Here is a 22,931-nt window from a genome sequence, read left to right as displayed (position 1 = left end):
ATCCGTGTTAATGCTTTCTTATTAGAGTTTTTCCTTATGCCACATGAAATATCTATTGTGTTAAGGCCCGATGAGGCGGCAAATGAAACAGCAGTTGTTAGAGCAATTGCACGGAAAATTGATATACCAACCGATTCAATTCGGCATTACTACATAACCCGCAAATCAATAGATGCCCGTAAGGGTAAGGTTCTGGTTAACCTTGGCGTTAGGGTTTTTATTGGCGAGGAAAAGATTATTGATGAACGACCGGTTTTCAATTACACTGATGTTCGTAATGCAATGCCGGTTATTATTGTTGGGGCGGGTCCAGCAGGATTATTTGCTGCATTAAGGTTAATTGAACTTGGTTTAAAACCTATAGTAATTGAGCGTGGCAAATCCGTAAGCCACCGTAAGCGCGATATAGCTATGCTGAATCGGGAACATCAGCTTAATCCCGACTCAAACTACGCCTTTGGCGAGGGTGGTGCCGGAACCTTTTCCGATGGCAAGCTGTACACCCGTTCCAAAAAGCGAGGTGATTACAGGCGCATTCTTCAGGCTCTGGTTGATCATGGAGCCGATCCGGCAATACTATACGAGGCTCACCCGCATATTGGAACCAACAGGCTACCCGGAATTATAACTCGTATAAGGGAAACTATTCTTCAGCATGGGGGTGAAGTGCTTTTTAGTAGCAGGGTTACAGAGATAATTTTAGATTCTGGTCAAGCGGTTGGTGTTAAACTTGCCGATGGGCAAAGGATAAATGGTAAAGCCGTAATACTTGCCACTGGGCATTCGGCTCGCGATATTTTTCACATGCTTCACAATCAAAGTATTGCCTTGGAGGCTAAGCCGTTTGCCATGGGGGTGAGGGTTGAACATCCACAAGCACTTATCGATGCCATTCAATACCATGGCATACCCCGAAGCGAGTATTTACCTGCTGCTGCTTATTCACTGGTACATCAGGTTGAGGGACGGGGGGTTTACTCATTCTGCATGTGTCCCGGTGGTTTTATTGTGCCTGCCGCTACAGGAACCGATGAGGTTGTAGTCAATGGAATGTCACCCTCAAATAGGAATTCACGCTGGGCAAACTCAGGAATAGTTGTTGAAATCCGTTTAGATGATTTGGCTGACTATGTTCAGCATGGCATTTTTGCCGGACTAGAGTTTCAGGCAGAATTGGAGCGTCTTGCTAAACAGCATGGGGGATATGGAGTTCAAGCTCCCGCTCAGCGTTTGGTTGACTTTGTAGAAGGGCGTTTCTCATCAAACCTTCCTGCCTGCTCATACCATCCCGGGTTAAACTCGTCGGAGATGCACCTTTGGCTACCCGAGCATATCGGTTTTAGGCTCAGGGAGGGTTTCAAAGCTTTTGGTAAAAAGATGAAGGGTTTCCTAACCAACGATGCTGTAATACTGGGAGTAGAATCGCGGACATCGTCGCCTATCCGTATTCCTAGGGATCCTGAAACCCTTCAGCACATTCAGGTCAAAGGGCTTTTCCCTTCGGGTGAGGGTGCAGGCTATGCCGGCGGTATAGTGTCATCGGCCTTGGACGGCAGTATTGTAGCCGATGCAGTTTCCCGGTATGTTAGCTAGAGGAATTGATTTTTGCGATTTTTTACTCTCAACACCTATGCTAATTCTGAAAATCTTAATTGTTTGTCAATTTATCATCCAAAAAAATCAATCAAACGTTTTAAATCATTTTAATTTAGCGTAACTTGTATCGGTTTAAAAACAATCCTATGGAAACCGATGCACTAATTGTTCTCCTAACAATCCTACTTCCGTTAAGTTTTATTGCCGAACGTATCACAAACCTGATAAAGCTGTTTATACCCGATGGCTTTCTGGGACTAGGTAATGTTCGGTATAAGGAGGATGATCCAATTATGGAGAAAAAGCGTGAACGCCGAATTTTCGCTATTAGCCTTATCTCTGGCGAGTTAGTATCATTTTCGCTTAAGGCTGATCTTTTTGCAATTATCAACCAGGGAACTTTTGGATGGACAACGCCAACAACTGGTTATTCATGGATAATTGGATGTTTATTTACTGGCTTTTTCCTGAGCTGGGGAAGCAAGTTCTGGCACGATTTGCTTGAGATACTCCTCGAAATGAAAAACATCCGCAGGGTAAATGTAAAAGCCAAAACGCTTGAGGTAAAACAGAAGGAGGTTGAGGTGGCTGAAAAAGCCTCGGAACAGCCTGTAACCCTGCCAGTTGAGGCTAAGCCCGAAGTTAAGGAGGATAAACTGTCGCTCAACCGAATCAAAATGCTCCATCCAAAGCTCAGGCAGGAAGTGGAGCAGATTTACCGTGAACTGGTTAAACAAAGAATACCAGTAAGAATAACCGATACCCTACGCACTTTCAAGGAGCAGGAAGCACTTTACGCCATTGGACGTACCAAGCCTGGTAGTATAGTAACTAAGGCTAAACCTGGTCAATCCTATCACAACTATGGGTTGGCTCTGGATTTTTGCTTGTTAACAAACGACGGACGTGAAGCCACCTGGAACCGGGCAGCCGATTTGAACCTTAACCAGAAAGCCGATTGGGACGAGGTTGTTGCACTATTTAAACACTATGGCTGGGAGTGGGGTGGCGATTGGGCATCGTTTAAGGATTATCCGCACCTGCAAAAAACTTTCGGCTTTTCTACTGCTAAACTACTCGACATGCATAGCAATGCAAATGTCGATTCCGAAGGATATGTAAAAATTTAACCTTATGCAAAAATCATCAAAGTGGCTTACTGTTCTAGCAGCAATAGTTTTGCTGCTGTTTGCCTACCGAGTAATTATTGAGTTCGATAAGCATTGTAGCAAAAAACCGAACCCAGAGTTTAAAAGATACATTGAGCTGCAGCAAAAGCAGTTGGATAGTGTGCTAACCCGACTGGGCGAAGAGGGAATTATTTCAACATCCAAAATTGAATTGCAGTCGCCCAGCAGGTGTTTTACATCAAACTTTGAGGGGGCTGAGGTGCTTGTAGTTGGACTTCAGCATCACGATAGTATTTATGGTACCGAATCCCGAAAACCATACTACACTTACGGCTGCAACTACGTTTTGTTTGATCCCGATCACCCTATTTACGGATTACCTGATATTGAAATGAGGGTTGGCCCCGTAGGTTTTTACCAACCCGAACTCAATGGTTTGGAAAAGTTGGCAGGTTTGGGGATTAACTCAAAACCACGCCCTTATAGGGTATTCCGAAAGCCGGTTTACGATAGCACCGGAAAAAAATTAAATGTTTTTGAAATGCAGCTCTGGCTTACCCAGTTTAAGGTTGCATTAACGGTAGTAAGCGATAGGGACAAACCTCAGGTTAGTCCTGACAATGAGTCGATGAAAGTAAAAAAATATCCGGGTAAGTGGTATTCCGATACCAGACCAATGATTTGTATAAACGACCTTAAGGATAAAGAGGAGTACATGAATCACCGTTACGGTGATATCACCTTTATTCTTGAGGTAAACCCCAATGCATCGCCTTGGTACATTAAAGGGAATAATCAACAAACTTTAAGACCCGATATTGCTGTTGGGGCTATTGTATGTAACGAGATGGTTAAACGGCCCGAAAAGGAAAATCAAATCCATATCAACATCCAAAAGGGAATGCTTGCGCCCCTTTACCTTGACCCATTTGAAACCAATGCAAACCTAAACGATTTGAATAGCGATGAACTACAACTTGCCGAGAAACTAGAAGAATACAGGAGGTTTAACATTTGGAACAGAAAGTACTACTTTAAGATCCATTCAAAGAATATTGGTGCAAGGAAAACAGGAATACTATGGAATGCAAAGACCTTTGACGAGCAAATTGAATTTACATTTCTGTTACCATTACTTGTTGTGGGCAATTGGGATGTTCAGCTACCCTGGGAGGTTATCCCCACCATGGAAGCACCCCAGCCTTATTACAAAAGTTTTAGCATTAAAAATCTTTTACCCGACTGGGGTTTAGGAGGAATTGGTAAAGGTTTAAGCAGCCTGATATTAGTAGGTTTAGCTGCATTATGTATTTTCTGGCTTTTACCATTCTTCCGCAGGTAGGTTTATCGATGTAATGCCCCTTTAAATTCTGAAAGTATTATGGCTGTAGCCATGGCTACATTCAACGATTCTACTTTCTGGCGCCCCCTAGCGAATGTTGGTATGTGTATACGATGTGTGATTAGCTTGTCAACAGCGGGGCTGATGCCGTTACCCTCGTTACCCATTACAATAATACCTGCATGTTCTTTCTTTGCCTTGTAAATATTTTCACCATCCATACATGCACCAAAAATTGGGCAGTTTACAGTTTGCTGGCTAAGCCAGGTAATCAGATCGGTATAATGAACCTTAACATGGGCTATGGCACCCATGGTTGCCTGAATGGCTTTTGGTGCAAAGGCATCGGTGCATCCATGGGAGCAAACAATATTATCAATCCCAAACCAATCGGCTAGCCTAATTATGGTGCCCATGTTACCCGGGTCCTGAATGGTATCTAGGGCAAGAACCAGCTCTTTACTTGGGTCAACATCCAGTGTATATGTTGGGAAACGAACTACGGCAAGCACTGGGCTTGGTGTAACAAGCCCGCTTATCCGTTCCATTTCGGACTGACTTACTGTGTATACCAAGCAATTAACATTTGTTACTAAATATTGCTCGGTATGATATATTTCCTCAATTTCAAAATTGCTACTGATGAGCTCATCTACAAGTTTAGTACCTTCGGCTATAAAAAGGCCAAGCTCATTCCTGAATTTTTTCTGTTGTAACGATTTTAACCTTTTAATGCTATTTCTTGATAACATTTACCTGAATTTTAGGGCAAAATAAAACATTTTTCTAATACTATCAGCATTTTCAAATTCTTAGCATCCCATGTGCGAATTTTATTTTGGCCCTGATTTTGATGAATTTGGTCATAAATCGATAACTATTGCTGTAAAAAATAGATAGCGAATTGCTGTTATAATTACATTTGTATAGTTCATAATACCTAACTCTGATTATGCCTGTGACTTTCAGTTTTCAGAAAATTAGTTGGCCTTTAAGGTATATACTGTATTTTTCCTCCCTTTTATTAGTTACAGGTTGTTCCGTAACCAAGCATGTGCCGGAAAATATGCACTTGCTCAACAAAGTACAAATAAAAACGAGTTCAAAGCAGGTAAAACCCGACGATTTATTACCTTATGTAAAGCAAAAGCCAAATAAGAAGATACTGGGATTTAGGTTCCACCTAAGGGTTTATAGCCTATCAAATCCCCGAAAATCGGGTTGGCTTAACAGTGGGCTAAGAACCATTGGTGAAGATCCAGTACTTTTCGATAGTAATGCAGTTTCAGGAAGCTCAAGAAATATCAAACTTTACCTTCAAAGTAAGGGCTACTACAATGCAGTGGTAACCGATTCGGTTTGGATTCATGGGAAAAAGGCCGATGTTTTTTATACCATCCATCCTAATTTGCCCTATAAGGTGAGGAGAGTTGGCTATTTCATTGAGGATACCCTTATCCGCCAGCTTGTGTTGGCCGATACCGTGAACAGGATAATTAAAAGAAACGATTTATTTGATGTGGATATGCTCCAGACCGAAAGGGAGCGAATTGAAACAATGCTAAAACGAAATGGCTACTTCACTTTTAGTAAGAATTTCATAACCTTTACAGCCGATACTAACTTCAGGAACAACAGGGTTGACCTTAACCTTATAATAAAAAATCCACTTCGGGCCGATGAGAATGGGAAACTGAAACCCATAAGGTTTAAGCGATACAAGTTTCGGAATGTTTTTATTTATCCGAACTATGACCCATTCAGGTTTAGCTCGTACCGTGATAATGGTGAGCTTGATACAATTTGTAGGGCTAACGTGTACTATGTTTTTCACCAGAACCCGGGTGTGAAGCTCGATGTAATTGAGGCATTTAACCAGTTAAAACCAAACGAAATGTATTCTGTTGACCAAGTCAACAGAACTCAGCAGAATCTGAGTCAAATTAGGTTATTTAAGTTTGTTAATATTGAACTGGAAGAAGTAGAAGCAAAGAAACAAACCGGTGAAATTGATTTCTCTGATATAGATTCAGGCTCTGAATCGGAGGAGTTTGGGTATCTTAACTGTTATATTCAGCTGGTTCCGCATACCCTGCAGAGCTATCAGGTGGAGTTGGTAGGAACAAATACTAGCGGATCGCTTGGCGCTGAGGGCACGTTAAACTACCAGCATAAAAACCTATTTAAAGGCGCAGAGGTATTTGATATTAAGTTCCGAGGACTTGTTGAAACCGCCCAGCAAAAAATCAACCTGAATAATACCCTTGAGCTTGGAGGTTCAATGGGGCTTACTACCCCAAAGTACATAGGGCCTTACACTTCGCATGTTAGGGTCGATAAATATGCTCCTAACACCCAGCTTACTGCCTCGTACAGCTTTCAGCGCCGCCCTGAGTACACCCGTATGATAGCCGGGTTACAGTTCGGTTATGTTTGGAAAAGCTCACGCTTTATGCTACATACCCTTAACCCAATTGAGCTAAATGCCATTTCAATTCAAAAGATTAGTCCAGAGTTTCAGGCTCAGATTGATACCACCTTTCTTAAATACAGCTACATAAGCCAAATAGTGACAGTTTCAAGCTACAACCTGGTTTACAGTAACCAAAACGTTAAAAAGGCAAGCAGCTACAGCTACATTCGCTTTAATCTTGAAGTGTCCGGGAACGCTCTTCAAGCAATATCGAAGCTGAGCGATAGACCAAAAAATTCAAACGGGGCGTATACGTTTTTCAATACCGAGTTCTCACAGTTTGTTCGGAGCGATATAAATCTCACATACCATCAGGTTGCCGATGAGAACAACTCCTTTGCATATCGTTTGTACATTGGGGTTGGTTATCCTTACGGAAACTCAAGGGCATTGCCCTTTGAAAAGCGCTTCTTTACGGGTGGCGCCAATGGCGTACGAGCATGGCAGGCGCGCTCATTAGGCCCAGGCTCATACTATCAACCCGCTGAGCGCTTCCCAAACCGCACTGCCGATATAAAGCTGGAAGCAAATTTTGAGTACCGCTTCCGTATGGTTTGGAAGCTGGAAGGGGCTATGTTTATCGACTGCGGCAATATTTGGTCGATGCCCGGACTTGACGATAGGACAGGGGCTACCTTTGAATGGAATAAATTCTATGAACAGATTGCTATTGGTAGCGGATTGGGGATAAGGATGAATTTGGGTTTCTTTATTTTACGAACCGATTTTGGTTATAAGATATTCGATCCGGCAATAAATCCGAACGAGCCCTACAAACCCTGGGTTCCCCTTAACCGAAAATTTAGCATCAGCGATATAACCTTTAACTTTGGTATTGGATATCCGTTTTAGCTTTACCCTACTTGACTTAAATCAATATTTATCGTAGGTTTGTATAGAAACGATTAAATTCTAAATCTATGAACTACGATAAAATAGTAGAGCTGCTTGGCGATAATGCCAATTATCTTCTTGAACATAAGTGCAATACCGTATCGAAGGAGATGCTTCACCTTCCCGGCCCCGACTTCATGGAGCGAGTGGTTTATCACAGCAACCGATCACCACAGGTAATGCGAAGCTTGCAGGCTATGTTCAACCATGGACGCCTGGCTGGTACAGGCTACCTGTCAATCCTGCCTGTTGATCAGGGAATTGAACATAGTGCAGGTGCATCGTTCGCCCCAAATCCCATATACTTTGATCCTGAAAACATTGTTAAGTTGGCCATTGAGGGTGGTGCTAATGCGGTTGCTTCAACATTTGGGGTGCTGGCATCGGTAGCCCGTAAATATGCCCACCGCATACCTTTTATTGTAAAGATTAACCATAACGAGCTGCTTACCTATCCCAATAAGTACGATCAGATTATGTTTGGATCGGTTGATGAGGCATGGAACCTAGGTGCAGTAGCAGTTGGGGCTACAATATATTTTGGTTCCGAGGAGAGCAACCGGCAAATCATTGAAGTTGCCCAGGCGTTTGAGCGTGCCCATGAGTTGGGAATGGCTACCGTTCTTTGGTGCTACCTGCGAAACAATGGTTTCAAAAAAGATGGCGTGGACTACCATGTAGCTGCCGACTTAACCAGCCAGGCAAACCATTTGGGGGTTACCATTCAGGCCGATATTATTAAACAGAAAGCCCCTGAGAATAATGGTGGCTTTAAAGCTATAAACTTCGGTAAAACCCACGATAAGGTTTACTCACAGCTAACTACCGATCATCCCATCGATTTGACCCGCTACCAGGTAGTAGGTTGCTATAACGGACGGGCTGGTTTAATTAACTCGGGTGGTGCCTCCTCGGGAGCAAGCGATTTGGCCGAGGCTGTTTATACCGCTGTAGTTAATAAACGTGCAGGTGGAATGGGACTCATTAGCGGTCGCAAAGCTTTTCAACGCCCTATGGATGAGGGTATTAAAATTCTGAATGCCATACAGGATGTTTACCTTGAAAGTAAGGTCGACATAGCTTAACAAATGCTTTTTGCAAAACATTGCCCATTCTGGAGTCCGGGATGGGCTTTTTTTACGCTAACACTTGTTTTAGTGTCCATTTTTTTCCAAATTGGTGCGCCAAAATTTATAACCTAAACCTAAACTCAAAACCTATGTCAGTTTCTAATAATCGCGATAGCTTTGGAAGCAAATTTGGTATTATTGCAGCCGCTGCCGGCTCGGCAGTAGGATTAGGAAACATTTGGAAGTTCCCATATATAACAGGGCAGAATGGAGGAGGAGCTTTTTTGCTTATCTATCTTCTGTTTGTGTTCCTATTGGGAATCCCTGTTATGATATCTGAATTTTCAATTGGCAGGCGTGGTCAGCGCAATGTATTTGGTTCATTTAAGGCAATTTCGCCTGGCACTCCATGGTATTTTGTGGGTATAATGGGGGTGGTGGCCGCCTTCGTAATCTTATCGTTTTATAGTGCTGTGGCTGGTTGGACACTGGAGTATATAGTAAAATCAGTATCTGTTGGATTTGGTAATCAAACAACGCAGCAACTGGGTGATGCTTTTCAAAATTTTTTGGTTCATCCTGTTCGTCCCATTATCTGGCAGTTAGTATTTATGGCACTTACTGCATATATTGTAATTGGAGGAATAAAAAATGGCATTGAGAAATATAACAAGTTCTTAATGCCATTGCTAGTAGTTTTTCTTTTAATACTATGTGTACGATCTATTACCTTACCCAATGCATTAAAAGGATTGGCGTTCCTGTTTAAGCCCGACTTTTCCAAGGTAACCATAAAGACATTTCTATTTGCCATGGGGCAGGCTTTTTTCTCACTTAGTCTTGGAATGGGTGCTTTAATTACTTATGCTTCATACTTCCGAAAAACTGACAATTTAGGTAGAACGGCATTAAACGTATCATTAGCCGATACATTTGTTGCAGTATTAGCAGGAGTTGTAATATTTCCTGCTGTATTTGCTTTTAACATTGAACCTACTGCAGGTCCAAGTTTGGTTTTTATAACCCTACCCGAGATTTTTAGCCACATACCAATGGGGAATCTTTTTGGGCTTATTTTTTTCATTTTACTTGCTGTAGCTGCGTTAACTTCAACGGTATCGGTGCTTGAAGTGGTTGTGGCATATTTCTCGGAGGAGTTGCGTATCACTCGCCTTAAGGCAACCATTTTAGCTTCGGTTTCCATATCGGTTTTGGGTATTTTGGCATCACTGTCGTTTGGGCCTTTGAGTAATATCAGGCTCTCGGGCAAAACCATTTTCGATATGCTCGATTTTCTGGCCTCTAACATCTTACTTCCACTCGGAGGAATGCTAATAGTGATTTTTGTTGGGTGGTATCTAAAAAAATCAACATTATTCGATGAGATTTCAAATGGAGGTGAACTAAAGGCAGGTTACTTCCCTGTATACCGTTTTGTAGTTCGTTTTATTGCACCGTTAGCCATAGCTGCCATTTTTATCTATTCAGTATTTTACGGTTCACTTGGATAGACTAATGGAATGGATGAGCTAATTAATTCCATATTTGAGCCACTGGTCAGGGTACTATCAAGTTTTCTGTTCTGGGACCCGTTTAGATCTTTTGGGGTTGAAATAGGTTTTCGGTTTCCCTTTGTAGTAATGTGGCTAATGGTTTGGGGAGTTTATTTTACTTTCCGCATGGGATTTATCAACATCCGGGCTTTTTGGCATTCAATCGAAATTACCTCGGGTAGGCTCGATAAGAATAGCAAAAAGGGAGAGGTATCCCATTTTCAAGCCTTAACAACCGCTCTTTCAGCAACTGTTGGTTTGGGAAATATTGCGGGTGTTGCTGTTGCCATAAGCGTTGGGGGGCCCGGGGCAACATTCTGGATGATAATGGCTGGGCTGCTGGGCATGTCGCTTAAGTTTACCGAGTGCACGCTAGGGCAAAAGTATAGATTGATTGACTCAAAGGGTAGGGTATCGGGAGGGCCCATGTACTACTTGAGCCAAGGGCTTGCCAAGCGTAACATGAAAACATTAGGTAACATACTGGCAGTAACCTTTTCGGTTTTAGTAATTGGTGCATCGTTTGGCGGTGGAAATATGTTTCAGGCCAATCAGGCATTTTCGCAAATGGCTTTCATCATACCCTGGTTAAATGGCAAGGGAGCCTATTTTGGTATTGCCATGGCCTTGCTGGTGGGTTTAGTAGTCCTGGGGGGAATAAAAAGCATTGCCAGTGTTGCCTCGCGGATAGTTCCTTTCATGGTTATCCTCTACATTTCAGCATCCATGGTAATTATTTTTCTAAACATTTCCCGGGTGGGGGAGGTTTTCAGTCAAATCATTGTGCAGGCATTTGGACTAAAATCCATTGCTGGTGGTTTTTTTGGTGCGTTTATTGTTGGGTTTCAACGGGGAGCATTTTCCAACGAGGCAGGGATAGGTTCCGCTTCCATTGCGCATTCAACTGCCCGAACCGATGAGCCTGTTAGCGAGGGTATTGTAGCCTTACTTGAACCATTTATCGATACTGTAGTGGTGTGCACCATGACCGCATTGGTCATAAATTTCACAGGGTTAGCCGGCAGCAACACTGGTTTACAGGGGGCCCAGCTAACTTCAGCCGCATTTGCCACTGTATTACCCTGGTTCCCATATTTGCTGGCTATCGCTATCTTACTATTCGCCTTTTCAACCATGATCAGCTGGTCATACTATGGCCTCAAAGGCTTTAACTACCTTTTTGAGAAACGTTTGAACGGGATTATTTCTGTACCTGAGGCATCTACCAAGCTATACTACATCATTTTTTTACTTTGTATTGTTGTGGGTAGCGCTTCGAACCTTTGGGCTGTCATGGATTTTTCCGATATGATGATCTTAGGGATGGCTTTCCCAAATATTCTTGGAATGATTTTTATGGCTAAAGAGGTGCGGGCCGATTTGGATAGCTACTGGAATAGATGGAAAACAGGGAGATTGTATAGGTAGCGTAAACTTATTGTTTCTTTTATCATTTTTTTCGCGACATTTGGTATTAGTAGAACTGGTTGCTAAAAATGAAGCGGATTTGGGGTAGCGTTAAAAGCTTCTTATACTTTTCAAGGGGCGAACGAAATGGAACCATTATTCTGGTTCTATTACTTTTGCTCTTTGCTGTGGCTCCGTACCTGTATAAAAAGTATTTCAATGTTGTTTCCCCTCCCGATCCCATGCTTGTTCAAAAAGCCGATAGCTTCTTTTTAACCCTCCAGTACCATGAGCCCGAGAAAGTTATTGAGCCCCCTTCGGGTATTGAGGCCGAGATGGAACTTCCCCGAACTAAAAAATCATTTTTATTTGATCCCAACACCGTAAGCCTCGACAGCTTAATGGAATTGGGGTTAAGCAGGAAGCAAGCCGAGGTACTTGTTAAGTATAGGTCTAAAGGGGGGCGTTTCAGGACTCCTGACGATATCGATAAAATTTTTGTTATCGACTCGGCTACAAAGGCAAGGCTAAAGCCGCTGGTACGTATAGCTCCGGTTACTGATACTATTAGCCATGATAGGGTTATTGATACCAAGTCCATTCTTGTGGAGCTCAATGGTGCCGATACCCTCTCGTTACTAAAACTTAAAGGTATAGGAAGTAACTACGCAAAGCGGATTGTGGGTTACAGGAACCTACTCGGTGGATTTTATAGTATTGATCAGCTTGGCGAGGTTTATGGATTTACTCCGCAACTGGTTGACCAGCTAAGGCCAAATATATATATTGACACAACCCGTATTCGAAAAATCAACATAAATCTAATTAAGTACGATGACCTGAGAACTCATCCCTATGTGAACGATTATCAGGCTAAAGCAATTATTTACTACCGCTCACAAAAAGGTACCATTAAAGCACTTGATGAGCTATGGCAGAACAAGCTTTTACCCCGCGACCGGTTCGAAAAGTTAAAACATTACCTTGATTTATAGTAAAATTGATACTTCACAAACAATTGGAATAATTTCCAAAAAAAAGACTAAAATATTTTGTATTAAAATCAAAACATTATAATTTTGCAGCTCATAAAATTCGATAAACATGATTATAGTACCAGTTAAAGAAGGCGAAAATATTGAAAGAGCTCTAAAAAAATTCAAGCGTAAGTTTGAAAAAACCGGTATTATGAGGGAGTTACGTTCCCGTCAAGCTTACGTTAAACCTTCGGTTGCTCGTAGGGAGCAGATCAAAAGAGCCATTTACATTCAGAAGTTACAGCAGCAGGAAGAATAGAAGCTGATGTTCAGTTGAATGCGTAATCAGGCTATTTTTGCCTGATTTTTTTTTTGCTTTTTAGCTTGAAAAAAACTATATTGCATTCAATGGATATGCTGGCCTCATTTCTTAAATACCTTGATATAGAGAAGGGTTACTCATCGCACACCATACGCTCGTATGGCGATGATCTGCATTCCTTCTTCAGCTATTCAGGAGTCAATCCCGCAAGTACCGAAGCTATTGAACACATTAGCCATAGGACTATCAGGGCATGGATGTCGAGCTTAGTTAGCCAAGGCCTATCAACCCGTTCGGTTAACCGTAAGCTTTCATCGCTTCGTACTTTCTTTAAGTACCTATTACGCCAAGGCGTAATTGCAAACAATCCCATGAAACGTGTGGTTTCGCCCAAAACCAGTAAGCGCCTACCTGAGTTTGTCCCTGAAGCCGACATGGTAAAACTTAATACCAACGACCTGTTTGGCGATGATTTTGAGGGCTTACGTAACCGGCTAATAATAACCATGTTCTATTTTACCGGTATGCGCCTATCGGAACTAGTTGGGCTTACCCTCCAATCGGTCGATGTGGATTCAATGACCATTAAGGTAATGGGGAAAGGTAGCAAGGAACGTATCATTCCCATTCATCCGGAACTTAAAGATTTGGTTGTGGAGTACCTTGAGGAACGAAACAAAAAATTTTCCGATACTGTTAGCTTTTTTGTTACGCCAAAAGGTAAACCGGTTTACCCAAAACTCGTATACAGAGTAGTAAACCACTACTTAACCTTGATTACACCACTTCAAAAAAGGAGCCCCCACGTGCTAAGGCACAGCTTTGCAACCCATTTGCTAAATAAGGGGGCCGATTTGAATGCCATCAAAGAGCTGCTTGGCCACTCAAGCTTACTGGCTACCCAGGTGTACACCCACAGCACATTCGAAAAACTTAAAAACAATTATAACCAGGCTCATCCACGAGCCTAAAACCAAAAGGAGGATTTATTATGAACGTTAAAATTCAATCCATCAAGTTTGATGCTGACAGGAAGCTTCTTGATTACGTTGAGAAGAAAGCAGCAAAACTTGAGCGCTATTTTGACAACATCGTGGAAACCGAGGTGTTCCTAAAGTTGGAAAATAGCCAGGACATGGAAAACAAGATTGTTGAATTCCGCCTTAAGGTGCCTGGCAACGATTTGTTTGCCCAACGTAAAGGGAAAACCTTTGAAGAGGCTACTGACCTATGTATTGATGTGCTGAAGGGTCAAGTTAAAAAGTTTAAGGAAAAGCTAAGAGGGGTATAGCAAACCCAAAAAATAGACTAAAAACAAAGCAGATGAAGCCCGAAAGGGCTTCATTTTTTGCTGTAACAGGTCAAAACAGACAGATGGATTATGAAAATTGTACTAAAAAAGGTTACATAAAAAGATAAAAATTTTTGCAGATAATTAAAATTGTTATACATTTGCAATCCGATTTCAGGAGGTAAACGTTCCTTAAAATAGTGCAAAAACACTTTGATTGCCGATGTAGCTCAGTTGGCCAGAGCAGCTGATTTGTAATCAGCTGGTCGGGGGTTCGAATCCCTCCATCGGCTCAAAGCAAAACAGGTTGGGGAGATACCAAAGTGGCCAACTGGGGCAGACTGTAAATCTGCTGGCTTATGCCTTCGTAGGTTCGAATCCTGCTCTCCCCACAAAACAGGGTTGACACCAGTCCTGCCGGGTTGGTGGCATGCGGGAGTAGCTCAGTCGGTAGAGCATCAGCCTTCCAAGCTGAGGGTCGCGGGTTCGAGTCTCGTCTCCCGCTCTACCTGTAAGCCGATGTAGCTCAGAGGTAGAGCACTTCCTTGGTAAGGAAGGGGTCACGAGTTCAATTCTCGTCATCGGCTCAACTTTTTGTGTTGTATAAGACAATCAAGTTTTTAATACTAATTTTAAATTAATACCAGAAAACTATGGCTAAAGAAAAATTTGATAGGTCGAAACCGCACGTGAACATCGGTACCATTGGCCACGTTGACCATGGTAAGACTACCCTTACCGCTGCTATTACCAAGGTATTAGCTGAAAAGGGTCTTTCCGAATTCCGTTCATTCGACTCTATCGACAACGCTCCAGAAGAAAAAGAGCGCGGTATTACCATTAACACCGCTCACGTTGAGTATCAAACTGAGAACCGTCACTACGCTCACGTTGACTGTCCTGGTCACGCTGACTATGTTAAGAACATGGTTACTGGTGCTGCCCAGATGGACGGTGCTATCCTTGTTGTAGCTGCTACTGATGGTCCTATGCCTCAAACCCGTGAGCACATCCTACTCGCTCGTCAGGTAAACGTTCCTAAGATCGTTGTGTTCCTGAACAAGTGCGACATGGTTGACGATGCTGAAATGCTCGACCTCGTTGAAATGGAAGTACGTGAGCTCCTAAGCTTCTACCAGTTCGATGGCGATAACGTACCCGTTATCCGTGGTTCAGCTCTTGGTGCCCTAAACGGTGAGGCTCAGTGGGTTGAAAAGGTAATGGAACTCATGAAAGCTGTTGATGAGTACATTCCCATTCCTCCACGTGACAACGAAAAGCCATTCCTAATGCCTGTTGAGGACGTATTCTCAATCACTGGTCGTGGTACTGTTGCTACCGGTAGAATTGAAACTGGCGTTATCCACACTGGCGACGAAGTTGAAATCGTAGGTTTAACCAACGACAAGCCTATGAAGTCAGTAGTTACCGGTGTTGAAATGTTCCGTAAAATCCTTGATCAGGGTGAAGCTGGCGACAACGTAGGTCTACTACTCCGTGGTATTGACAAGAAGGATATCAAGCGTGGTATGGTTATTGCTAAACCAGGCTCTATTACTCCTCATACCAAGTTCAAAGCTGAGGTTTACGTGTTGAAGAAAGAAGAAGGTGGTCGTCACACTCCTTTCCACAACCACTACCGTCCTCAGTTCTACCTACGTACCCTCGACGTAACCGGTGAAATTTTGCTTCCCGAAGGCGTTGAAATGGTAATGCCTGGCGATAACGTAACTATCACCGTAGAACTTATCTACCCAGTTGCTATCAACAAGAACCTACGCTTTGCTATCCGCGAAGGTGGTAGGACTGTTGGTGCCGGTCAGGTAATTGACATTATTGAGTAATTCAATAAAACCCCGAACGGGTTCAACGGAATCCGTTCGGTTTCTCACACGGGTGTAGCTCAATTGGTAGAGTAGTGGTCTCCAAAACCATTGGCTGGGAGTTCGAGTCTCTCCACCCGTGCTAAACACAAACTGTTGACATGAAAATTACACAGTACTTGCACGACGTTTACACCGAGATGGTGCAAAAAGTTTCGTGGCCAACATGGAAAGAACTTCAGTCCAGTGCATTAATTGTTATGATTGCTTCCCTTTTAATCGCACTGGTTGTCTTCGTTATGGACTTCTCATTCGAAAGATTGATGGAGTTTGTTTACCGTGTACTTAGCTAACAATAGAACGGCCTAAGAAGGAGCTGTAATGGAAGAGAATGTTAAAAAATGGTATGTTCTTAGGGCCATTGGTGGTAAGGAGAAGAAGGTAAAGGAGCTGGTGGAAAACGAAATTAAACGTTTGAAGCTTGACGACTTTATCTCTCAGGTTCTTATTCCTACTGAGAAAGTTTACCAGATTCGAAATGGCAAAAAGATCAGCAAGGAAAGGATTTACTACCCTGGCTACGTTCTTATTGAAGCTGCACTGGTAGGTGAAATTCCTCACATCCTACGAAACATTCCCAATGTCCTTGGTTTTTTAGGTGACCCCAAAACCGGCGATCCAATCCCTCTGCGCCAAGCTGAGGTTAACCGAATACTTGGCAAGGTTGATGAGCTGGTGGACAGCGAGGAAGAGTTGAATGTTCCATTCTACGTAGGTGAAACAGTAAAAGTAATTGATGGACCATTCAATTCCTTTTCTGGAGTAATTGAGGAGGTTAACGAAGAGAAGAAGAAGCTGAAGGTTATGGTGAAAATCTTCGGCCGTAAAACTCCACTGGAGTTAAGTTTTATGCAAGTTGAAAAGGAGTAATAATTAAAGAGCAAACGCACTATGGCTAAAGAAGTAGCTGGATTTATTAAACTCCAGATTAAAGGTGGTGCTGCTAACCCATCACCACCCATTGGTCCTGCTCTTGGCTCCAAGGGGGTAAATATTATGGAGTTCTGCAAGCAATTCAATGCCAGAACTCAAGCACAGGCAGGCAAGGTTCTACCTGTGGTTATTACATATTATACCGACAAATCGTTCGATTTTGTCGTAAAAACCCCACCGGTATCCGTAACTTTGCTTGAGATAACCAAGCAACAAAAGGGATCGGCTGAGCCAAACAGGAAAAAGGTTGCCTCTGTAACCTGGGAGCAAGTTCGACAAATTGCCCAGGAAAAGATGCAGGATCTGAACTGTTTTACCATTGAATCAGCAATGAAGATGGTGGCAGGTACAGCCCGCAGCATGGGTATCACTGTTACCGGAGAGTTTCCGGGGAATTAACATTTAACCTCATTTGCGCAATGACTAAACTGACAAAAAACAGGAAGCTTGCTCTGTCGAAAGTAGAGCCCGGTAAGACTTACAAGCTATCGGAAGCAGCCGCACTGTTGAAGGAAATTACATACACCAAGTTCGATGCATCGGTTGATATTGATATTCGCCTAGGGGTTGACCCCCGTAAGGCCAACCAGATGGTTCGTGGTGTGGTAACCCTTCCGCATGGTACCGGTAAGAACGTTCGCGTTCTGGTACTCTGTACTCCCGATAAGGAGGAGGCTGCTCGCCAGGCTGGCGCCGACTACGTAGGCCTTGACGATTACATCGAGAAGATCAAGGGCGGATGGACCGATGTGGATGTTATTATTACCATGCCCTCGGTTATGGCTAAGCTAGGTCCTTTAGGACGTATTCTTGGCCCCCGCGGTTTGATGCCAAACCCCAAGAGTGGTACGGTTACCATGGAAGTTGAAAAGGCTGTTAAGGAGGTAAAGCAGGGTAAGATTGACTTTAAGGTTGACAAGTTTGGTATAGTCCACTCATCAATCGGAAAAATTTCATTCGAGCCTGACAAGATTGTTGATAATGCGCTTGAGTTTATCAATACCATCATTAAGCTCAAACCTACGTCGGCTAAAGGTACCTACATTAAGAGTGTATACCTTTCCACTACCATGAGCCCCGGTATTGCTATTGACACCAAGTCGCTCACGGCTTCGAATTAATAACGTTTACACAGACCCAATTTGTTATGAGAAGGGAAGATAAAAACGCACTGATTGATAAGCTGACCGAGCAAATTAACCAGTACCCCCATTTTTACCTTACCGATACCTCGGAACTTAACGCAGAGGTAACTCACAAGTTACGTAAGACCTGCTTTGAGAAAAAGGTAAAGCTGGTAGTGGTTAAGAACACATTGCTGAAGAAAGCCCTTGAGAGAAGCGGCAAATCAACTGATTTCTCGCCAATCTTTGAAGCATTGAAAGGCTCAACCTCAGTAATGTTTACCGAAACAGGTAATGTTCCGGCTAAGCTTATCAAGGATTTTCGCAAGGCTCATCCAAAGCCTCTATTTAAGGCTGCCTATGTTGAAGAATCGATATATGTTGGCGAGAGTCAACTTGAAGTGCTGGCAACCCTGAAGAGCAAGAACGAGCTTATTGCCGACGTTATTGCACTACTCCAGTCGCCCGCAAAGAACGTTATCGGTTCGCTACAATCTGGCGGTCAAAAATTATCGGGTGTTATCAAAACACTCTCTGAAAGGGAAAAGTAAAAATTATTTTGAGAACAAATTAAACACTTACTAAAATGGCAGATCTTAGAAAATTTGCAGAAGATTTGGTTAACCTCTCAGTAAAGGAAGTTAACGAATTGGCTAAAATACTCAAGGAAGAGTATGGTATTGAACCTGCTGCTGCAGCTGTAGCTGTTGCTGCTGCTCCCGCTGCTGGTGGCGAAGGTGCTGCTGCTGCTGAAAAAACTCAGTTTGACGTTATTCTTAAGTCAGCTGGCGGTGCTAAATTGCAGGTTGTTAAGCTTGTAAAGGAACTTACCGGTCTTGGTCTAAAGGAAGCTAAGGATCTAGTTGATGCTGCTCCTAAGGCCGTTAAGGAAGGTGTTTCTAAAGAAGAAGCTGAATCATTAAAAGCACAACTTGAAGAGGCAGGAGCAGAAGTTGAACTTAAATAGTCCTAACCTATAGTGGTTCTAAGGTTTAGAATCTATCCTGATAGATTCTAAGCCTTTTTCTTGTTATGTTTATTTTATAGTTCAACCAATTCGTTCGCAATGTCTCAAAATAAAACTAACAACGCACGTATCAATTTCTCCAAAACAAAGAGCCTATACGAGTATCCCGATTTTCTGGATATTCAGCTAAAGTCGTTTATGGAGTTCTTCAAGCTGGGTTCAACCCCCGAAGAGCGTAAGAACGAAGGCCTGTTCAAAGTGTTTCAGGAGAATTTTCCTATTACCGATACCAGGAACAATTTTGTACTCGAATTTCTCGATTACTACGTTGATCCTCCCCGCTATTCCATAGAGGAATGTCTGGATAGAGGGTTAACCTATAGCGTACCACTAAAGGCAAAGTTAAAGCTATACTGTACCGATCCCGAACATGAGGATTTTGATACGGTAGTTCAGGATGTATACCTGGGAACAATTCCCTACATGACACCCCGTGGTAGTTTTGTAATTAATGGAGCTGAACGAGTAGTTGTTTCGCAGCTTCATCGCTCGCCCGGTGTGTTCTTTGGCCAAAGCGTACATCCTAACGGTACCAAGCTCTACTCCGCACGTATTATCCCCTTCAAGGGATCGTGGATTGAGTTTGCCACCGACATCAATAACGTGATGTATGCATACATCGATCGTAAAAAGAAATTGCCCGTTACTACACTTTTGCGCGCCATTGGATTTGAGACCGATAAGGATATCCTGCAGATATTCGACTTAGCAGAAGAGGTAAAGGTTTCAAAAGCCACTCTCACCAAGGTAGTGGGGCAACGTTTGGCCGCTCGCGTTCTCAAGAGTTGGATTGAGGACTTTGTTGATGAAGATACCGGCGAGGTGGTTTCAATTGAGCGTAACGAGGTTATCCTAGACCGCGAAACCGTCATTGAAAAGGACCACATCGATTTAATTATCGACTCCGGTGTTAAGTCAATTCTTGTTCATAAAGAATCACAGAGCATTTCCGATTATGCCATAATCTATAACACGCTGCAAAAAGACCCCAGTAACTCTGAGAAGGAGGCTGTGGTACACATTTACAGGCAGCTCCGTAACTCCGAACCACCCGATGAGGCTACTGCCCGCGACGTTATCGATAAGCTATTCTTCTCCGATAAACGTTACGATTTGGGTGATGTAGGACGTTACCGTATCAACAAAAAGCTTAACCTGAACACCTCGTCCGATATTAAGGTGTTAACCAAGGAAGATATCATTGAGATAATTAAGTATCTCATTGAGCTGGTTAACTCAAAGGCTGAGGTTGATGATATTGACCACCTAAGTAACCGTAGGGTGCGAACCGTGGGTGAACAGATGGCTGCTCAGTTTGGCGTTGGTTTAGCCCGCATGGCCAGAACCATCCGTGAGCGTATGAACGTTCGCGATAACGAGGTGTTTACTCCTATCGATCTGATTAACTCCAAAACACTCTCGTCGGTTATCAACTCGTTCTTCGGAACAAACCAGCTTTCGCAGTTCATGGATCAGACCAACCCGCTGGCCGAAATGACCCACAAGCGTCGTTTATCGGCTTTGGGACCTGGTGGTCTTACTCGCGAACGCGCCGGTTTTGAGGTTCGCGACGTTCACTATACGCATTACGGACGCCTCTGCCCCATTGAAACCCCTGAAGGGCCTAACATTGGTCTTATCTCATCGCTTTGCGTTTATGCAAAGATCAACGACCTTGGGTTTATTGAAACCCCTTACCGCAAGGTTGAGAATGGCAAAGTTGGCCTGACCAGTAACGATATTGTTTACCTGAGCGCCGAGGAAGAGGAAGCAAAAATTATTGCACAGGCAAATGCTCCCCTTACCGATGACGGTACTTTTGTAAACAACAGGGTGAAAGCTCGCTACGAGGGCGATTTCCCGTTATCCGAAAGTGAATCGGTTGACCTAATGGACGTTGCTCCAAACCAGATTGCGTCAATAGCTGCATCGCTAATTCCGTTCCTTGAGCACGACGACGCTAACCGTGCGCTCATGGGATCGAACATGATGCGACAAGCTGTTCCCCTTCTCCAGCCTGAAACCCCAATTGTTGGTACAGGCTTAGAGGGTCAGGTTGTTAAGGATAGCCGAACTCAGATTGTAGCCGAGGAGAATGGTGTTGTTGAGTATGTTGATGCCGACGAAATAGTTGTTCGTTACGATAAAACCGAAGAGGAACTCTTTGTAAGCTTCGATCCCGAAATTAAACGCTACAAGCTACCTAAGTTCAAAAAAACCAACCAGAACACCTCCATTACGCTTAAGCCCATTGTTACAAAGGGACAACGTATTGTAAAAGGACAAGTTCTGACCGAAGGGTATGCAACCAGAGATGGAGAGTTGGCCTTGGGTAGAAACCTTAAGGTTGCATTCATGCCTTGGAAAGGCTACAACTTTGAGGATGCTATTGTAATCAGTGAGCGTTTACTCCGCGACGATGTGTTTACATCAATTCATGTTGATGAGTACATCCTTGAGGTTCGCGATACCAAGCGAGGCATGGAAGAGCTTACCGCCGATATTCCTAACGTTTCCGAAGAGGCTACAAAGAACCTCGACGAAAACGGTATGATTAGGATTGGCGCTAATGTTGTTCCGGGTGATATCCTTATTGGTAAAATTACTCCTAAAGGCGAATCGGACCCAACCCCTGAAGAGAAACTTTTAAGGGCTATCTTCGGCGATAAGGCTGGTGATGTTAAGGATGCCTCACTAAAGGCTTCACCTTCGCTTTACGGGGTGGTTATTGATAAGATGCTGTTCTCACGTTCCATTAAGGATGGTAAGGAGGCTAAAAAGGCCAAGACTAATGAGAAGGCTCTGCTTGAGAAACTCGACAATGAGTTTAATAAACAGGTTGCTGAACTTAAGAACCGTTTAGTCGATAAGCTTTTCTCACTAGTTAACGGTAAGACCAGCCAGGGTGTTTACGATAATTTCGATCAGGAAATTGTTGCTCGTGGTGTTAAGTTCACCCAGAAAATCCTTTCGGACATTGATTACATGAACGTAAACCCCAACAAGTGGACTACCGATAAGGCTAAGAACGACCTAATTAAAGCAGTAATACAGAATTACATCCTTAAGTGGAAGGAGTACGATGCTGAATTCAAGCGTAAGAAGTTCAACGCAACAATTGGCGATGAACTTCCTGCTGGAATAATGCAGCTGGCCAAGGTTTACATCGCCAAGAAACGTAAAATCACCGTAGGTGATAAAATGGCTGGTCGACACGGTAACAAGGGTATTGTAGCAAAAATTGTTCGCGATGAGGATATGCCATTCCTTGAGGATGGTACCCCTGTGGACATAGTGCTTAACCCCCTTGGTGTGCCATCACGTATGAACCTCGGTCAGATTTACGAAACCGTACTTGGATGGGCAGGTCAAAAGCTGGGCATTAAGTTTAGTACCCCCATTTTTGATGGTGCTACCCTTGAAGATATTACCAAGTACACCGATATGGCTGGGCTACCCCGTTTTGGTAGAACATACCTTTACGATGGCGGAACAGGTGAAAGGTTCGACCAACCTGCCACTGTAGGGGTTATTTACATGCTTAAGCTCGGTCACATGGTTGACGATAAGATGCATGCCCGTTCCATTGGACCTTACTCACTCATTACTCAGCAACCCCTTGGTGGTAAGGCTCAGTTTGGTGGTCAGCGTTTCGGTGAAATGGAGGTGTGGGCACTGGAAGCATTTGGCGCTTCGCACATCCTTCAGGAAATCCTTACCATTAAGTCCGACGATGTAGTAGGTAGAGCTAAAGCATACGAGTCGATAGTTAAAGGAGAACCAATGCCTGAACCGGGCATTCCTGAATCGCTTAACGTATTGCTTCATGAGCTCCGTGGTTTAGGCTTGAGTGTAAATCTGGATTAATCAATATGCCGTGGAAAGGGCAATAGCCCTTTCCGGATTGGC

General features: G+C 43.3%; 20 protein-coding genes and 5 tRNA genes. 24 read left to right on the top strand and 1 reads right to left on the bottom strand.

Features of this window, described 5'->3' with window-relative positions; all coding sequences use genetic code 11:
- The first annotated feature begins 36 nt into the window (after nucleotides 1-36).
- The 3 genes from WHS63_RS03080 to WHS63_RS03070 all read left to right on the top strand — a co-directional run bounded on the left by WHS63_RS03080 (nucleotide 37) and on the right by WHS63_RS03070 (nucleotide 4,068).
- A complete protein-coding gene (locus WHS63_RS03080) occupies nucleotides 37-1,593 on the top strand; it encodes an NAD(P)/FAD-dependent oxidoreductase (RefSeq protein WP_445203838.1) in 1,557 nt (518 codons plus the stop codon).
- 149 nt (nucleotides 1,594-1,742) lie between these two features.
- Nucleotides 1,743-2,726 carry a M15 family metallopeptidase gene (locus tag WHS63_RS03075; RefSeq protein ID WP_445203837.1) on the top strand — a complete coding sequence of 328 codons (984 nt, stop codon included), beginning with the start codon at nucleotides 1,743-1,745 and terminating at the stop codon, nucleotides 2,724-2,726.
- 4 nt (nucleotides 2,727-2,730) lie between these two features.
- Nucleotides 2,731-4,068, top strand: a complete 1,338-nt coding sequence (locus WHS63_RS03070) for a hypothetical protein (RefSeq protein ID WP_445203836.1) — start codon at nucleotides 2,731-2,733, stop codon at nucleotides 4,066-4,068.
- Nucleotides 4,069-4,070: 2 nt separating this feature from the next.
- Here WHS63_RS03070 and WHS63_RS03065 read toward each other — a convergent pair whose 3' ends face one another.
- Nucleotides 4,071-4,820 carry a TrmH family RNA methyltransferase gene (locus WHS63_RS03065; RefSeq protein WP_445203835.1) on the bottom strand — a complete coding sequence of 250 codons (750 nt, stop codon included), beginning with the start codon at nucleotides 4,818-4,820 and terminating at the stop codon, nucleotides 4,071-4,073.
- A 200-nt stretch (nucleotides 4,821-5,020) separates the two neighbouring features.
- On the opposite strand from WHS63_RS03065, the gene tamL reads away from it, so the two are divergent.
- The 21 genes from tamL (at nucleotide 5,021) to rpoB (ending at nucleotide 22,889) form a co-directional block, all read left to right on the top strand.
- The gene (gene tamL / locus WHS63_RS03060) at nucleotides 5,021-7,393 is read left to right on the top strand and encodes a translocation and assembly module lipoprotein TamL (RefSeq protein WP_445203834.1); all 2,373 of its coding nucleotides are present in this window, start codon (nucleotides 5,021-5,023) and stop codon (nucleotides 7,391-7,393) included.
- A 68-nt stretch (nucleotides 7,394-7,461) separates the two neighbouring features.
- A complete protein-coding gene (locus tag WHS63_RS03055) occupies nucleotides 7,462-8,520 on the top strand; it encodes a class I fructose-bisphosphate aldolase (protein ID WP_445203833.1) in 1,059 nt (352 codons plus the stop codon).
- 134 nt (nucleotides 8,521-8,654) lie between these two features.
- On the top strand, nucleotides 8,655-10,016 hold the full coding sequence (locus WHS63_RS03050) for a sodium-dependent transporter (RefSeq protein WP_445203832.1): 1,362 nt from the start codon (nucleotides 8,655-8,657) through the stop codon (nucleotides 10,014-10,016).
- Nucleotides 10,017-10,025: 9 nt separating this feature from the next.
- Entirely contained in the window at nucleotides 10,026-11,486 is a 1,461-nt protein-coding gene (locus tag WHS63_RS03045) for an alanine/glycine:cation symporter family protein (protein ID WP_445203831.1), read from the top strand.
- A gap of 68 nt (nucleotides 11,487-11,554) precedes the next feature.
- Nucleotides 11,555-12,460 (top strand): ComEA family DNA-binding protein, encoded by a 906-nt coding sequence (locus WHS63_RS03040; protein ID WP_445203830.1) that lies wholly within the window; start codon nucleotides 11,555-11,557, stop codon nucleotides 12,458-12,460.
- 109 nt (nucleotides 12,461-12,569) lie between these two features.
- A complete protein-coding gene (rpsU, locus tag WHS63_RS03035; protein WP_369489624.1) occupies nucleotides 12,570-12,761 on the top strand; it encodes a 30S ribosomal protein S21 in 192 nt (63 codons plus the stop codon).
- Between the two features lie 89 nt (nucleotides 12,762-12,850).
- A complete protein-coding gene (locus WHS63_RS03030; RefSeq protein WP_445203829.1) occupies nucleotides 12,851-13,735 on the top strand; it encodes a tyrosine-type recombinase/integrase in 885 nt (294 codons plus the stop codon).
- A 20-nt stretch (nucleotides 13,736-13,755) separates the two neighbouring features.
- Nucleotides 13,756-14,055, top strand: coding sequence for a ribosome hibernation-promoting factor, HPF/YfiA family (hpf, locus tag WHS63_RS03025; protein WP_445203828.1), 300 nt, complete (start codon nucleotides 13,756-13,758; stop codon nucleotides 14,053-14,055).
- Between the two features lie 219 nt (nucleotides 14,056-14,274).
- Nucleotides 14,275-14,348, top strand: a tRNA-Thr gene (locus WHS63_RS03020).
- Between the two features lie 16 nt (nucleotides 14,349-14,364).
- Nucleotides 14,365-14,447 (top strand) — tRNA-Tyr (locus tag WHS63_RS03015).
- 40 nt (nucleotides 14,448-14,487) lie between these two features.
- Nucleotides 14,488-14,560, top strand: a tRNA-Gly gene (locus WHS63_RS03010).
- A gap of 10 nt (nucleotides 14,561-14,570) precedes the next feature.
- Nucleotides 14,571-14,642: transfer RNA gene (locus tag WHS63_RS03005), tRNA-Thr, on the top strand.
- Nucleotides 14,643-14,708: 66 nt separating this feature from the next.
- Complete coding sequence (tuf, locus tag WHS63_RS03000; RefSeq protein ID WP_445203827.1) at nucleotides 14,709-15,899, top strand: elongation factor Tu; 1,191 nt, start codon at nucleotides 14,709-14,711, stop codon at nucleotides 15,897-15,899.
- 48 nt (nucleotides 15,900-15,947) lie between these two features.
- Nucleotides 15,948-16,020 (top strand) — tRNA-Trp (locus WHS63_RS02995).
- A 19-nt stretch (nucleotides 16,021-16,039) separates the two neighbouring features.
- Nucleotides 16,040-16,231, top strand: coding sequence for a preprotein translocase subunit SecE (secE, locus tag WHS63_RS02990; RefSeq protein WP_369489628.1), 192 nt, complete (start codon nucleotides 16,040-16,042; stop codon nucleotides 16,229-16,231).
- Nucleotides 16,232-16,259: 28 nt separating this feature from the next.
- Nucleotides 16,260-16,808 carry a transcription termination/antitermination protein NusG gene (nusG, locus tag WHS63_RS02985; RefSeq protein ID WP_445200606.1) on the top strand — a complete coding sequence of 183 codons (549 nt, stop codon included), beginning with the start codon at nucleotides 16,260-16,262 and terminating at the stop codon, nucleotides 16,806-16,808.
- Nucleotides 16,809-16,829: 21 nt separating this feature from the next.
- Nucleotides 16,830-17,270 (top strand): 50S ribosomal protein L11, encoded by a 441-nt coding sequence (gene rplK, locus WHS63_RS02980; RefSeq protein WP_445199661.1) that lies wholly within the window; start codon nucleotides 16,830-16,832, stop codon nucleotides 17,268-17,270.
- A 20-nt stretch (nucleotides 17,271-17,290) separates the two neighbouring features.
- Complete coding sequence (rplA, locus tag WHS63_RS02975) at nucleotides 17,291-17,992, top strand: 50S ribosomal protein L1 (protein WP_369489631.1); 702 nt, start codon at nucleotides 17,291-17,293, stop codon at nucleotides 17,990-17,992.
- 26 nt (nucleotides 17,993-18,018) lie between these two features.
- Complete coding sequence (gene rplJ, locus WHS63_RS02970; RefSeq protein WP_445203826.1) at nucleotides 18,019-18,546, top strand: 50S ribosomal protein L10; 528 nt, start codon at nucleotides 18,019-18,021, stop codon at nucleotides 18,544-18,546.
- 35 nt (nucleotides 18,547-18,581) lie between these two features.
- Nucleotides 18,582-18,962: a 50S ribosomal protein L7/L12 gene (gene rplL, locus WHS63_RS02965; RefSeq protein WP_445199659.1), complete on the top strand. Its 381-nt coding sequence runs from the start codon at nucleotides 18,582-18,584 to the stop codon at nucleotides 18,960-18,962.
- A gap of 99 nt (nucleotides 18,963-19,061) precedes the next feature.
- Nucleotides 19,062-22,889, top strand: a complete 3,828-nt coding sequence (rpoB, locus tag WHS63_RS02960) for a DNA-directed RNA polymerase subunit beta (protein WP_445199658.1) — start codon at nucleotides 19,062-19,064, stop codon at nucleotides 22,887-22,889.
- Nucleotides 22,890-22,931 lie beyond the last annotated feature (42 nt).

The sequence above is a fragment of the Tenuifilum sp. genome (genome assembly GCF_037481895.1).
GTDB classification, from domain to species: Bacteria; Bacteroidota; Bacteroidia; order Bacteroidales; family Tenuifilaceae; genus Tenuifilum; species Tenuifilum osseticum.
The sequence above is the reverse complement of the archived record's forward strand: the minus strand, read 5'-3'. Positions and strand labels throughout refer to the sequence as shown.